The following is a 13,701-nucleotide window of genomic DNA, read 5'->3' on the forward strand; positions in this document are numbered from 1 at the left end:
CGTGGTTATTTATCGTCGCTTCGAAAGGCATCAGACAGTGCGGCTTTTTCATCGGCGCTGATCTGCGCTTCTGTGCGTAGATCGGCCACGCCGTGCACTACGCAGTTGCGCCCTTGGGCTTTGGCCTTGTACACCAGCTTGTCTGTGCGGGCTATGAAAGTTTCTGCTGAATCAGTATCTGTGTGACGGTAGGTGTCTATGCCTATGCTGGCGGTGATCACTAGCGGCCCCGTGGGCAGAGGTACGGGCGAGCTTTCAATTTTTTTGCGCAGCCGTTCGGCCACGAACCGGCCGGTGAATAGATCGGTGCCGGGCAAAATTACCACAAATTCTTCGCCGCCATAGCGGGCTGCCACATCGAGCATGCGCAAATTATCTTTCAGCAATTGCGCCAGATGTACGAGCGCTGCGTTGCCGGCTTCGTGGCCGTGGGTGTCGTTTACCTTTTTGAAGAAATCCAGGTCGATAAACATCAGGCTTGTGGGGTTGTAAGAGCGCTGGGTGCGCTCCATTTCCTGGGCCAGGGCGTCGCGAAAATGGCGCTGGTTAAATAGCTGGGTCAGCCCATCGGTGCGGGCCAATTGCCGCAATTGGGTAAGTTCTGCAATCAACGGGCATTGCGCGTCTGCTGCCGGGCACTCGGGCTTGGGGCATGTCACTGGGTCTGGTGCTTGCGCCATGCGCTAATAACTACCTGATTCACGAAAGTTGTGGCCCTAAGTGTAGGCTGAATCAACATCTTTTGTGAACAGCCTAACTTTCTACCTATATGCCGCCTGTACGCCTTGCGCTAATTTACCGGGGTTTGCCCGTGGTTTGGTTTAATTAAGGAGAAATGTATGTTGAAGCGCGTGTTTGCGGTTTGGGCGTTGTTGGTGGTGAGCTTTGCTCACGCAGAGACACCGTTGAATCGCGCGGCTTTGGCCCAGTATTTTACGGCGATTGAAAGCCTGCAGGTGGATTTGAAAAAGCACCAGGCAGCCCTTGATGCACTTGAGGTATCCCAAGGGGATCAGTTGATGTATGACCACAAGGCCTGGGCCCGGGAGTTGAGTGCACAACCCTTTGCCGGCGAGATTCGCGCGAGCCTTGCCGCTAACGGCTTTAAGTCAATTGAAGAGTTTACGGCCTTCGGTTCACGCTTGTTTCAAGCCATGCTGGCAGTGGGTGCAGAGCAGATGCCAGGGCAAATGCAGGCCGTTGAAGCACTGGGGGAGCAGGCATTGAGTACCCAAGAGTTGGCCGAACTCCGTGCCCAGGGGGTAGATGCAGCCACCATTGCACAAATGCAGGCAAATTTTGCCGAAGCGCGGGCCATGGCCCGGGCTATGCAGTCGGCGGGGGATTCAGTGCCAGAGGCCGATAAGGCAGCGGTGCGTGAAAACTATCAATGGCTCCAGCAGCAGTTTGACGCCTTAGACCCAAGTGAGCCCGACGATGAAGAATCGTCGGGTTGGGAGGAATAACCGGCCCGGGCGCCCGGCATAGGCCGGTTTCTTATCCGAACTTGCCGGTTTGGTAATCTTCAAAGGCGGCCATGAGCTGTTCGCGGGTATTCATTACAAAGGGCCCGTGGCGAGCAATGGGTTCGGCCATGGGCTCGGCGCCGAATACCAAAAACCGGGCCTTGCCCGTAACGCTCAGCTCAGGCTCGTCGCTAAGTACCGCCAGGTGCTGTTCGTTCACCGCTTTGCCGCCGATGGTAATGCTGCCTTCATACACATAGAGCAGGGTTCGCGGCGGCAGCGCCAGGGTAGTGGTGCCGTCTAGGTGAACATCCAGCAAGCTGGGCCGGGTAACAATATCTTTTACCGGGCCTGTGGTGGTGCCAACAGTGCCCGCCATCACCCGTACCTTGGCGCCATCCACAATCGCGGTGGGAATCTCTTTTGCCGGAATATCCTGGTATCTGGGCGTCATCATTTTGTTGGCAGCCGGCAGGTTTACCCACAGCTGGAAGCCCCACAACTTGCCTTCGGTTTGCTCTGGCATTTCAGAGTGAATAATGCCGCTGCCAGCGGTCATCCATTGCACGCCGCCAGATTCAATCACGCCTTCGTTGCCGCGGCTGTCTTTGTGGCGCATTTTGCCTTCGAGCATTATCGTGACGGTTTCAAAGCCGCGATGTGGGTGCGAGGGAAAGCCCGCCAGATAATCGGCGGCCTCGTCTGCGCGAATTTCATCCAGCATCAAAAACGGGTTCAATTCCGGCAGCAAATGGGTGCCCAGTGAGCGGTACAGGCTCACGCCTGCGCCATCTTTAGTGGGTAGGGCGGCAAGGGTTTTTACAATGCGTTTCATGGCTCCTCCTGGAGTTGGGGCGCACAGTCTAGTGGCCCGGTTTTGGCGCTATTGGTGGCGAGGGTCGCGCAATCACGCGGCCGCAATCGCTGTGCGCGCATCGCCAATAACGGCGGCCCGGCGCTCAGAGGCCAGTGTTTCCGCGTACACAAAGTGTACGTTGGTGAGCCCTATAAAGCCCAAAAACTGCTTAACAAAAGGCGCCTGATGATCATGGGGTGAGCCCGCATAGGCACCGCCACGGGTCGCAATAATGGTGACGGGCTTATCAGCCAGCAAGCCTTTCGGGCCTTCGGGCGTGTACTTGAAGGTGCGCCCGGCCCGGGCCAGGTGATCCATCCAGCTTTTTACCTGTGAGGGCACGCCAAAGTTATACATGGGCAAGCCAATTACTATGGCATCGGCCTGTTCAATTTCAGCAATCAGCGTATCAGACAAGGCCTGAATGGGCTGTTGCTCGGCGCTGGGCTCAGGCGCATTGATGGCGGCAAAGCGTGCGCCATCCAGGTGGGGAATGGGCGCTGCCGCCAGGTTGCGCTCGGTAACCTGCGTGGGGTTATGGGTGCTAACCCAGTGATTAATCAACTCATTTGAACTTGAGTTCTCGCCAAGAATACTGGTTCGGATAATCAATGCGTGCATGGCTTTTTACCTGTTCGTCACTTGAATTTTCTGTTTGTGGGCGAAGCTTCGTGTGTGAAGCTGCGTGTTAGGTGCACTGTAGGTGTGTTGCATCGCCAACAAAAGCGATATATTTTGACCTAACTCATCAAAATATTTGAATGGTGCCCTATGATTACCTTGGAAGCCCTGCAAGTGCTGGATGCCATCGACCGCAAGGGCAGTTTTGCCGGTGCTGCGGCAGAGCTGCACCGCGTGCCCTCGGCGCTTTCCTACACCGTTAAACAGCTGGAGGCGTATCTGCAGTTGGAATTATTTGATCGCACAGGGCAGCGTGCAGTGATGACCGAGGCCGGCCGCCAGGTACTTAAGCGTGCACGCAGGCTGCTGGAGGGGGCCGAGCAGCTCACCGTTGAGGCGCGCCAGCTGGCCACCGGTTGGGAGCCAAGGTTGCGCCTGGTGGTGGAATCCATCTTGCCTATGGGCCCATTGTGGCCGGTGATTGCCCGGTTTTCAGAGCTGCACCCGGGTATTGAAATTGATGTCTCTGAGCAAACCATGACCGGCAGCTGGGAAGCGCTTGCTGATCAGCGGGCAGACCTGTTAATCGGTGTGCCCGCCACTGAACCTGCCGGCGTTAATGCCAGCAAGGCGCCACTCGGTGAGTTTTGCTCGCAGCTTGTGTGTGCACCCAGTCACCCGTTGGCGCTAATGGCCCCCGGTGAGTTAACCGATGAAGCACTCAAGCAATTTGCACAAATCGTATTGCGTGATTCCGCGCGCAGGTTGCCGCCGCGTTCGGTGGGGTTGTTTGCGGCCAAGCGCCAAATTTTGGTGGATCACTACTACGCCAAAGAGCAGGCCATTCTATCGGGCTTAGGCTTTGGGCAGCTGCCCAAGCTACGCATTCAACCCTATCTCGATAGCGGCGCCTTGGTGCCCCTTGATGCCATAGTGCCGCTGCACGGTGTGATGCTGTATTTGGCTTGGGATGAAACCCGTGCGGGCCGCGGTGTGCGCTGGTTTGTGGAGACGCTTGGCGGCGAGCGGATCTTTGAAGATTTTTTGCTTTCAGCTGCACGGGCCCGGTGAACTTAAGCGCGCTGGAATTTACTGACGGGCTGGTACGGGTGTGCTTTTAATTTTTACGCAAAGGCGCTGTTTAATTGCTGCAGTTTTCTCTAGTATCGCGCCGTCATTTCATGGCGATTTATTTACAAGGAGTTTTACTATGCGAGCAATTCGTAATTTTTTATCAGTGGCATGTTTTGCAGCCCTGCCCGCAGTTGCAGGCGCACAAGATTATCAGCTGGAAGTGGAAGCCGGTTATGTAACCGACACCGAAAGCGACATCGATGCTATCAATGTGGGTGGCACCTTTCACTGGCGCCAAGTGTCTACCGCGGGCAGCCCTTTGGCCGAAGCGGCATTTTTAGATCGCGTAGGTGGGGTATCGGTTGATTACTTGCGCATTGATACAGACTTCGGCGATTTCGACGCCTGGTCTTTAGAGGCCGATCACTATTTCGACAGCGGTTTGTACTTGGCTGCGCGTGGCACTTTCCCCGATGAAGGCGACGACACCTGGGGCGCCTCAGTTGGCTTTGTGGCCACTGAAGGTTTGTTGCTGGTATTGGATGCAGACGACAACGGTGACGACATAGATTACACCGGCCGCGCCAAGTACGTGGGCAAGCTGGCTGGCGATACCGCCTGGGGCCTGGATGTTGCCATTGCCGATGAAGTCTACGGCGTTGGCGCCAACTACTTTTTCAGCGCTGCTTTCCTCATTGGCGCAGACATCACCTTATATGATGAAGCAGACGCCACTACTCTGGGTCTGGAAGCCAAGTACTTCTTCACCCCAAGGTTTTGGGGATCTGCAAACTACAACACAGACGTTGCTGGCGACGCCGACCTTTCAACCTGGGGTATTGCTGCAGGCCTACGTTTCTAAGCCATTGCACCCTCGGTTTATTTAACCGATTATGGAGGCTTTCTCACCGGATTGAGGAAGTCTCCATGAGTTGGTTAACCCCTACTTACACCGCTCAAAATGCCCAAGGGCAAACCCTGAGTTACAGCGACGGTAAGCGCTGGGCCTGGGCGTGGTCTGTGATCAACCCGTTTTTTTGCTGGATCGGCATTGGCCTTTATGTTGCAACGGGCATCGAGCTGCTGTTGTGGTACCCCTTGCTGCAAGGCTATGTGATTTTCCCGCTGCTGGATTGGTGGATAGGCGAAGACACCAATAACCCGCCCGAAGAAATTGTGCCCCAGCTGGAGCAAGATCCCTATTACCGCTGGCTTACCTATCTGGTGGTGCCCATGCACTATGTGGCGTTTATCGGTGCCGCCTGGTGGCTGGCCACCAGTGACGTGAGCGTGTGGGGCTATTTGGCCGTGAGTTTATCGGTGGGTTTGGCTGCGGGTCTGGGCATCAATACCGGCCATGAGCTGGGCCATAAAACCCGCAAGCTCGATCGCTGGTTGGCAAAGTTGGTACTTGCCGTGCCGTTTTACGGGCATTTTTGGATTGAGCACAATCGCGGGCATCACCGCCACGTTTCAACGCCTGAAGATGTTGCCTCCTCGCGCATGGGGGAAAGCATTTATCGGTTTGCGCTGCGTGAAATCCCCGGTGGCATTGTGCGTGGCTGGCAGCTGGAGGCCGAGCGCTTGGCCAAGCAAGGGCGATCTGCCTGGAGTATTCACAATGAAATATTGCATTCTTATGTGGTGTCGTTGCTGCTGCAGGGCGGGCTGATTATCTGGTTGGGTTGGCAGATGCTGCCGTTTCTGATTATTCACAATGTGATTGCCTGGTGGCAGCTCACCAGCGCAAATTATGTAGAACACTACGGGTTGCTGCGCGCCAAGCGCGAAAACGGCCGCTACGAACCCTGTGCGCCGCACCACTCATGGAATTCAAATCACAAGTTGACCAATCAGGTGTTGTTTCACTTGCAGCGTCACAGTGATCACCACGCCAATATGGCGCGCGCCTACCAATCGTTGCGCGACTTTCCCGATTTGCCACGCCTGCCCAATGGTTACTACGGCATGTTTCTGGTGGCCTATTTTCCCGCGCTTTGGTTCAAAGTGATGAACCCACGGCTGCTGGCGTTAACTCACGTGCAGGGCGATTTATCCAAAGTGAATATTGACCCGGCCGCCCGTGAGGCGCTGTACGCGCGCTACGGGCAGCCGCAGGCGAGTTGAGGTTGAGATGTTGGGCTATATGGGTAAATGGATTTTCAAGAGCTTGCTGATGACGGCACTGATGTTGGGCGTAAGCAGCTATTTGCTATACCTGCGCACGGGGCATACGCCTTGGTCTTTACTGGGTATTCACAGTTGGTCTGATGCGGGCAACCGGGTGTCGCCCACACTGGATATTGATCAGATGGCCTTGAAGGTAAGCCAGTCGTTGCAAGCGGCTGGCGCTACGGCCAAAGCGCAGGCAGAAAACTTACTGCCTGATGGGGTAAAGCCTGGTGCGGAAGCTACCCAGGTTTACCGCTGGGTAGATGCCCAAGGTGTTACCCACTTTGGTGAGGTGCCACCAGAAGATGTATCGGCCACCGCTGTGACCCTTGCCCCCAATCGCAATGTTATTCAGGGTGTGCCGAGCGAAGTTGTTGAAAGTGAAGCAGAGCAACCAGTACAAGATACGCAGGCACTCATGGAGCAGCTTAAGGCGCAGAGGTCCGATGCCTTATCGGGCGCGGGCGAGTAAATTCACCTCCGTATTTTCAATCTCAAAGCCCCTGATTTTTATGGGGTTTTTTATTGCGTAAAAATCAGAAAATTTTGCAATTTCTTGCTGCTTGTGCGCGCGCCCCGTATGATTGCGCTCCCACTGTGTTGTTGAGTGTTTGATTATGATTGCCCCGAAAAAGCCCTTTGGATTAATGGATAATTCATTTCAGTCTGCCGGTGGTTATGAGGGCGTAAAGCAGCTGGTGGATGTGTTTTATGATGAAATGGCGGCGCAAACGGTTGCGGAAAAAATTCACCACATGCACACAGACGACGCCGCACTCAGGCGCGACAAGCTCACCCGTTTCTTGTGCGGCTGGCTGGGTGGCCCGCGGTTATTTTCCGAAACCTACGGGCCCATTAATATTCCGAAGGTACACGCCCACTTGGATGTAGGCGAAGCCGAGCGAGACGCCTGGCTGTTCTGTATGGAGAGGGCCTTGGCGCGCATGCCCTATGACCCGGATTTCAAACACTACTTGCAGGAGCAATTGAAAATTCCCGCCGAGCGCATTCGTCAGGTTTCCCAGATGGCGCGGCGTGCGCAATCAACACCGCACGGCTAGTGGGTTAGGCGGCCCTGCTTATGGCCCAGTTGGCAGTGTGACCTGTGTACATTGTGCAGGTTTTTCTTATGTCTTTCGCGTGTCGCCGTGCGCTCTGCTCATGCCAAGGTGTGATATTTCTGCAAGCTATGTGACTTATCAGTCGCATGACAATTCAGTTCTGGACGCCACACCCACGCACTACTAGGCTGCTATCACGCTTTGTCGAGGGCTGTGGCGTTTTTGCCTACCCGTTTTTTACTGCGTATTTACTCTCGGCTTGTACGCCGTTTCCTCCCTGATGTTCGACAAAAGCCGCAGTAGCACAGTGCTGCGCATCTAATAACCAACAACAGGGGCAACTAAATGAATACACTGCGTTGTTTTTTAATGGCGTCGCTACTGGTGGCGTCATGGCCACTGCTGGCCGAGCCCGGTGACTATGGCTTCTGGAAAACTCTGGGCAACCTGTTTGCCCCCGAGCGTGCCAACGATCCGGTAAGTTTTTCCGAAACCCAGGGTATGTACCCACTACAGCAAAAAGATTCAAACTTTAACGACGGCTTTAACCCGGGCAACTACGATAACTGGCAGAAGGTCGATGTGCCCTTAAGCAGTGGTGCCATGTGCGGCAATGGTTCACCGTTCAAGTTTTTTGTATACCGGGTGCCAGATACCAACAACACCGTTTTTTATTTTGAAGGCGGCGGTGCCTGCTGGGATTACGAGAGTTGCTCGGGGCAGGCGGGTATTCGGGGTGCGCGCAACCCTAACGGCATACCTGATAACTATGTGCAAAACATCAACCTGCTGGATTTTCAAAACTCCGCCAATCTCGGTACTGCGGCCGCGTCACCCATTATTTACACCCACCATCCCTACAACCAATTTAAAACCGGCGAGTGGAATATTGTGTACGTTCCCTATTGCACGGGCGATATCTATGTAGGTGACAAGACCGTAGTGTATGAAGACCCTACCGGCCAAAATGACGATCTTATTTGGCACCATAACGGGTTGCGCAATGTGCAGGCCGTGACATCCTGGGTGAAAAACAACCTGAAAAAGCCCACGCAGCTTGCGGTGACCGGTTGCAGTGCCGGCAGCATTGGCGCGCTGATGAATTACTCCAAGCTGCGGGGCCATTTTGAAAGCAGCTACGGCTATTTGGTAGATGACTCAGGCCCGCTTTATGATGCACCGCTCACCAGCACAGATACCCAGCGCCACCCCTCCTTGCCCTTGCACCGCGAAGTGCTAAGTTCATGGACAATGTTCAGTGCAAACGGAGACCCGAGTGAAGAAAACCCCATAAATATGCTGCGCGAGGTCACGCCCGGTTTTGATGTAAACCGCTTGGCGAGTTTATACGGCGGGCTATCGGCCAAGTTCCCGAATGATCGCTTGGGTATTACCCATTTTCTGGCCGACGGCAATTTCAGTTCTTATTCCTACGAGCGTTTTTATGACGACATTGAAAATAAACCCGATACCGATACCAAGCTCAACAAGTTGCGTGAAAAATGGCAGCAAGACACTCAAGACAACCTGATCCCGCTGTTGGCTGCCACAGGTAACTGGAGTTATTACTTCCCCATGTACCGCAACTTTAACGAAAGCCACTGCACTACGGTGCTGGATTTCCGTTACGGCGAAATAGAGGAGCTGGGCCTGTCGCTTTACGATTTCATGAACAACGTGGTGAACTATCGCGGCGGTGCGCCATTGCGCGCGGTAGAAACAGATAAGGTTTCCGACTACGTCAACAACCACGACTGGTTTTACGATTTGATAGAAGGTTTGCTTTAAGCTTGTTGTGTATAAGCCGGCGCTGAGCGCCGGTTTTTTTATGGCAATCTCAAGCGCGCTTTAGATGTTTGTTGTGAAAAAATACAGTGGGTATGGGGTGGGCACTTGAGGTGCAGATGAGCAAGGTGCAGATGAATAAGTTGCTGAAGTCAGCGCAGCCTTTGTCGCGCAGGTGTCGCGGCATGGCTGCAGGTTTTACTAATCTCAGCGCTTAGCTATTATCCCCTTGGCTATTTTTATTGCCATTTTGCGAATCTTCTTCGCTATCGTCTTGCTGATAGGCGCGCTGGCGGGCCTGCAGTAATCGCTCGCGCAGGTAAGCTTGCCGGCTCAGGCCGTTGGGGATCTGGCTCATGGCGTTAACTTCGGCCACTATGGCCTTTTCTTCTGCTTTATAGGTTTTAAATTGCGGGGTGTTTTCGGGGTTGTTCAGTGCAGCACTCGCACTTGCGTGCTCGCGGTAGTGCGCCACCAGTGCGTCTGCACGCTCTTTGAAAGCGGCTTCATTGGCGCTATTTTTTTGCAGCCAAGCCATCTTTAAGTGCAGTGCTTCAAAGCCCATTACGCTGCCCTGGGCTTCAAGCCGCTCGATGTAGTCCCACATGGCTTTTGCGGTATCGGGGTTGTTTGGATCGCTATTGAAATAGGCCTGCATGGCGGCTTTATCAGCTTCGCGTTGCAAGTATGCCTGCACTTCGGGCGCTTTGAGTAATGCCTGTTGTTCGGGATTTAACGTGCCTTCGGTGCTTTGTAGTGAGCTGCTTGCTGCGCCAGTTGCATTATTCAGCCCGGGCTGCGTGCTTGTGGGCGTTGTAGGCGCTTGGGTAGTTTGCGCGAACTGTATCAGTGAAAAGCTTCCGGCAGCTGCTAAGGCCAAGGCAAGGGCAAAGGTGTGGTTGCGGTTCACAGTGCCTCCGGTGTGCATCATTTATTGTGCTTGTAAGATGATGGGGCAAGTATGGTTCAGCGGCTGCGATTTTTCCTCTGCTGTTTTTGTATAAAGGCTTGGCTGGTTAGGAGTAAATCTCACTTATCGATTAGCGGTGTGACCGGGGGGCAAGTAAATGGCACTTGCCTAGCCCTCAATGTGTGTAAATGTAAGCCCAAGGTATTAGAAAATGTCGCGCGAACCCGGCCCGGTATTGCTGTGAAAATTTGCCATGCGATCCGTCGCCGGCAATGGGTAATCAAGTGTTCATCGGTGACTATTTTTTGTAGCTGGCGCGCAATGTTTCGCCCACGTTTAATGAGGTGGTATGTGTACCCGTGAGGTAGGCGTTTTCACCAAAGGCGGGCGTTTTGGGGTTGGGCGCTTTATGAAAATCCCCTTCACCATAGGCCGGCATGGCATTTAAACCCGTAAGCGTGCGGTAGGGTTCCATGGCCGGGTGCCGGGTGCCATGGGTTTGATCCACGGTGGTCATCACGCAGCGCTCGCAAGGGTAGGCGAGGGTGAGTTCAAAGTGCGGGCCGCTCAATGTGGCAAGCCGGTGTTCGGCAAAGGCGGGCAGGCCGTTAATAACAATATTGGGCCTGAACCGGTTCATTGGCACTGGCTGTTCGCCTTTTTGAATGAGTGCCTGGTTGAGCGCATCCAGGCTTGCCTGATTGGCGATTAAAAGCGGTGCCATATCGGCAAACACCGTGTGTGCCTGGCCCAAGTATTGCGGTTTCGATTGCGGGCGCGGTGTATTGCTCAGCCGCACCAGGCGTAGGGGCCTAGGGTGGGCCAGCGCCTCGGTAAGCCACCGGCTGACCGAGGCACCTTCATCGAGTACTTGAACCTCATCATTCCAGATGCGCGCGCTAAAGGGGGAACCGCAGCCTTCATAGTGGCGTGCAATTTCGCACTCGCCTGTGGAAGCTGTAATCACAAGCCTGTGTTCGCTCAGGCGGGTGCGCAGGGTGGCAAGTTTTGGCAGTGTGCGCTGGGTGACGAAGCGGTTATTCTCATCGATGATCATCCAGCGGCGGTCATCTGCCAGGCCTTTGATATCGAGCTGGGCGTGCGCCAGGCGTAGGCCGTGCAAGCTTTTTACCGGGTAGATGTAGAGATCTGTGAGGCTAATGGCCACGGGCACCCGCCTTTTTGGTTACTTATTTTCTTCAGGCTTACTCGCAAACGCGGTGAGCTGTTCGGTGGTGGCCGGTTGTTGGTATTGCGCTTTCCACTCGCTGTAGGGCATGCCGTATACGCGCTCGCGTGCGGCATCGTAATCTATTGCAATGCCTTTTTCTTCGGCGGCGGCCTTGTACCATTTGCTCAGGCAGTTGCGACAAAAACCGGCCAGGTTCATGAGGTCGATGTTTTGTACGTCTTTGCGCTCATCCAAATGTTGTACCAAGCGGCGAAAGGCAGCGGCTTCCAGTTCCAGTTGGGTTTGGGTATCAAGATCGGCTATTTTGCTCACGTTAATAACTCGCTAAATAAAAATGTGTCTAGTGTATCACCCTTGTTTACCTGGGTATGCGGTGGTATGCGGGCCAAGGCATTGGCCCAACTGGTTGAGGATAATACGCCGGAGTTTTGATCGGGGTAGGCGGTAATACTGTTGTCGTTTTGTAGCCGCACGCGTAAATATTCTTCCCGAATATTCGATTGTGGGCGTGCAAAGTTGGCGCGCGCCTTAAGGCTCAGGGGTTGAACTTCGCGCAAGCCTTGCAGGCGTTTGATAAACGGGCGCACAAATAGCATAAAGGTCACGAATACTGCCACCGGGTTGCCGGGCAAACCAAAAAATGGTGTGTGTGCGATGCGCCCGAAGGCAAGGGGTTTGCCGGGCTTGAGCGCCAGCTTCCACACCATCAGCTCGCCTAAGTCTGCTACGCATTGTTTAACATGATCTTCCTCGCCCACGGAAACGCCGCCACTGGTAATTACCAGGTCTGCGGTGGCGGCTGCCTCTTGCAGGCCTTTGCGCAGCGCCTGGGGGTTGTCGGGTAATTGGCTGTGCCGGGCGGTAATGCCAAGTTTGGTGAGCAGTGCACAAAGCATGGGGCCATTGGAGTTGTAAATTTTGCCGGAACTCAGTGGTGTGCCGGGTGCGGTGAGTTCATCGCCCGTGGAAATTATGGCCACGCGCAAGGGGCGCACAACGGTGGCGCGGCCGAGCCCCAGTGATGCCAAAAGGCCCAGGTCTTGCGGCTGCAACAGGTGGCCACAGGCCAGTACCCGTTCGCCTTTTTTCAGGTCTGAACCGGCGCGGCGAATATTGTTGCCGGGGGTTACGCCATAGGGAAATTGCACGTGGTCGTCTTGGCGCTCGCATTGCTCTTGCATTACTACTGCATCGGCGCCCGGTGGAATGGGGGCGCCAGTAAAAATGCGGGCACAGCTGCCAAGTGCCAGCGGTTCGGCCGCTTGGCCTGCGGCAATGCGCTGGCTGATTGCCAGCGGTGCGGCGAGTAAATCGCCGGTGCACACGGCGTAGCCATCCATCGCGCAGTTGTCTTCAAAGGGCACGTTGATGGGGGCGTGCAGGTCTTCTGCGAGCGCACAACCCAGGCATTCTGCGATCGGGCGCTGCTCGGTGGCCGTGATGGGTTGTGCCGCTGCCAATATACGCGCCAGCGCATCGGCCACCGGGGTGAGGGCGCTTTTCACGGCTGTGGCCTCGTGGGTTTTTCCATGAGCAGTGCCACAAAATTGCAGGGCTTGTGGCGCGCATCCAATTGCTCGGCAATGAGTTGCCAGCCGGTTTTACAGGCATTGGTGGAGCCTGGCAGGCAAAAAATAGCGGTGTAATTGGCCAGCCCGCCCAGCGCGCGCGATTGGATGGTAGAGGTGCCTATGTCTTGGTAAGACACCTGCCGAAACAGCTCGCCGAAGCCTGTGATTTCTTTATCCAGCAAAGGGGCTATGGCCTCGGGCGTGGAATCGCGTCCGGCAAAGCCCGTGCCGCCGGTGATTAAAATGGCGTTGACGTCATTGTTAGCAATCCACTGCGAGCAGGCGGCGCGAATCTGGTAGATGTCGTCTTTGACGATACTTTTATGGGCCAGGGTGTGGCCGGCGCCAGTGAGTGCTTCAACCAGTGTGCGCCCGGAGTTGTCGGTGTCTTCGGTGCGGGTATCTGACACGGTTAACACGGCAATATTTAACGGCTGGAATTCAGTCATGGGGCAAGGCTCCTGATGGCGCGCAACGGGAAGGTTCTGCGCCGGTAAATGCTTGTACAAAGTCGGCAATCTGGCCGATATCGTCTATGGGAAGGCGCGGCCCACTGCAGCCATAATCGGCCGGCGCTAGCTGCGGGTCGTCGGTGGCAATGGCCACCAGGTTTTGTGCCTGTTCGGGCAAGGGTGCGCGATTGTTTGCGCTGCGAATCACCTGGATTTTTGGGTGCCCGGCAAGCTTGAAGCCCTCTACCACCACCAGATCTACCGGCGCCAGCTGGGGCAGCAGTGCATCCAGTTCAGGCTCGGGTTCATCGCGCAGCTCTTGCATGAGCGCCCAGCGCTTGCTGGAGGCCAGCAATACCTGGTGCGCCCCGGCCTCGCGGTGCTGGAAGCTGTCGCGCCCGGGTTGATCGATATCGCAGTTGTGGTGGGCGTGTTTTACCGTTGAAATGCGCAAGCCCCGCGCGCACAGCTCGGCCACAAGGCGGGCAACCAGAGTGGTTTTGCCGCTGTTTTTCCAGCCGGTGATGCCAATGATCTTCAT

General features: G+C 55.2%; 16 protein-coding genes. 7 read left to right on the top strand and 9 right to left on the bottom strand.

What is annotated here, in order from left to right:
• Positions 1-5 precede the first annotated feature (5 nt).
• Positions 6-680: a GGDEF domain-containing protein gene (locus tag L1F30_RS05010; protein ID WP_253360181.1), complete on the bottom strand. Its 675-nt coding sequence runs from the start codon at positions 678-680 to the stop codon at positions 6-8.
• A 159-nt stretch (positions 681-839) separates the two neighbouring features.
• On the opposite strand from L1F30_RS05010, the gene L1F30_RS05015 reads away from it, so the two are divergent.
• Positions 840-1,466 (top strand): hypothetical protein, encoded by a 627-nt coding sequence (locus tag L1F30_RS05015; RefSeq protein ID WP_253360182.1) that lies wholly within the window; start codon positions 840-842, stop codon positions 1,464-1,466.
• A 31-nt stretch (positions 1,467-1,497) separates the two neighbouring features.
• On the opposite strand, the gene L1F30_RS05020 is transcribed toward L1F30_RS05015, so the two are convergent.
• Entirely contained in the window at positions 1,498-2,301 is an 804-nt protein-coding gene (locus tag L1F30_RS05020; RefSeq protein WP_253360184.1) for a pirin family protein, read from the bottom strand.
• A gap of 72 nt (positions 2,302-2,373) precedes the next feature.
• On the bottom strand, positions 2,374-2,943 hold the full coding sequence (locus L1F30_RS05025; RefSeq protein WP_253360192.1) for an FMN-dependent NADH-azoreductase: 570 nt from the start codon (positions 2,941-2,943) through the stop codon (positions 2,374-2,376).
• Positions 2,944-3,093: 150 nt separating this feature from the next.
• On the opposite strand from L1F30_RS05025, the gene L1F30_RS05030 reads away from it, so the two are divergent.
• The 6 genes from L1F30_RS05030 to L1F30_RS05055 all read left to right on the top strand — a co-directional run bounded on the left by L1F30_RS05030 (position 3,094) and on the right by L1F30_RS05055 (position 9,038).
• Entirely contained in the window at positions 3,094-4,014 is a 921-nt protein-coding gene (locus tag L1F30_RS05030; RefSeq protein WP_253360194.1) for a LysR substrate-binding domain-containing protein, read from the top strand.
• A gap of 139 nt (positions 4,015-4,153) precedes the next feature.
• On the top strand, positions 4,154-4,879 hold the full coding sequence (locus tag L1F30_RS05035; protein ID WP_253360196.1) for a putative porin: 726 nt from the start codon (positions 4,154-4,156) through the stop codon (positions 4,877-4,879).
• 65 nt (positions 4,880-4,944) lie between these two features.
• Complete coding sequence (locus L1F30_RS05040) at positions 4,945-6,144, top strand: alkane 1-monooxygenase (RefSeq protein ID WP_253360198.1); 1,200 nt, start codon at positions 4,945-4,947, stop codon at positions 6,142-6,144.
• Between the two features lie 49 nt (positions 6,145-6,193).
• A complete protein-coding gene (locus L1F30_RS05045) occupies positions 6,194-6,661 on the top strand; it encodes a DUF4124 domain-containing protein (RefSeq protein ID WP_253360199.1) in 468 nt (155 codons plus the stop codon).
• 145 nt (positions 6,662-6,806) lie between these two features.
• The gene (locus L1F30_RS05050) at positions 6,807-7,250 is read left to right on the top strand and encodes a group II truncated hemoglobin (RefSeq protein ID WP_253360201.1); all 444 of its coding nucleotides are present in this window, start codon (positions 6,807-6,809) and stop codon (positions 7,248-7,250) included.
• Between the two features lie 345 nt (positions 7,251-7,595).
• Positions 7,596-9,038 carry a pectinacetylesterase family protein gene (locus L1F30_RS05055; RefSeq protein ID WP_253360202.1) on the top strand — a complete coding sequence of 481 codons (1,443 nt, stop codon included), beginning with the start codon at positions 7,596-7,598 and terminating at the stop codon, positions 9,036-9,038.
• A 211-nt stretch (positions 9,039-9,249) separates the two neighbouring features.
• Here the strand turns inward: L1F30_RS05055 and L1F30_RS05060 are convergent, their stop codons facing one another.
• The 6 genes from L1F30_RS05060 to mobB all read right to left on the bottom strand — a co-directional run bounded on the left by L1F30_RS05060 (position 9,250) and on the right by mobB (position 13,701).
• Positions 9,250-9,966 carry a hypothetical protein gene (locus tag L1F30_RS05060; protein ID WP_253360204.1) on the bottom strand — a complete coding sequence of 239 codons (717 nt, stop codon included), beginning with the start codon at positions 9,964-9,966 and terminating at the stop codon, positions 9,250-9,252.
• A gap of 277 nt (positions 9,967-10,243) precedes the next feature.
• Positions 10,244-11,113 (bottom strand): MOSC domain-containing protein, encoded by an 870-nt coding sequence (locus L1F30_RS05065; protein WP_253360206.1) that lies wholly within the window; start codon positions 11,111-11,113, stop codon positions 10,244-10,246.
• Positions 11,114-11,131: 18 nt separating this feature from the next.
• Positions 11,132-11,449, bottom strand: a complete 318-nt coding sequence (locus tag L1F30_RS05070) for a DUF1244 domain-containing protein (RefSeq protein WP_253360208.1) — start codon at positions 11,447-11,449, stop codon at positions 11,132-11,134.
• A complete protein-coding gene (gene glp / locus L1F30_RS05075; RefSeq protein WP_253360215.1) occupies positions 11,446-12,642 on the bottom strand; it encodes a gephyrin-like molybdotransferase Glp in 1,197 nt (398 codons plus the stop codon). The genes L1F30_RS05070 and glp overlap by 4 nt, the downstream gene beginning before the upstream one ends.
• On the bottom strand, positions 12,639-13,157 hold the full coding sequence (gene moaB, locus L1F30_RS05080; RefSeq protein ID WP_253360217.1) for a molybdenum cofactor biosynthesis protein B: 519 nt from the start codon (positions 13,155-13,157) through the stop codon (positions 12,639-12,641). The genes glp and moaB overlap by 4 nt, the downstream gene beginning before the upstream one ends.
• Positions 13,150-13,701 carry a molybdopterin-guanine dinucleotide biosynthesis protein B gene (gene mobB / locus L1F30_RS05085; protein WP_253360218.1) on the bottom strand — a complete coding sequence of 184 codons (552 nt, stop codon included), beginning with the start codon at positions 13,699-13,701 and terminating at the stop codon, positions 13,150-13,152. Before mobB ends, moaB begins: the two co-directional genes overlap by 8 nt.

The organism is Simiduia sp. 21SJ11W-1 (genome assembly GCF_024138675.1).
Classification (GTDB): Bacteria; Pseudomonadota; Gammaproteobacteria; order Pseudomonadales; family Cellvibrionaceae; genus Simiduia.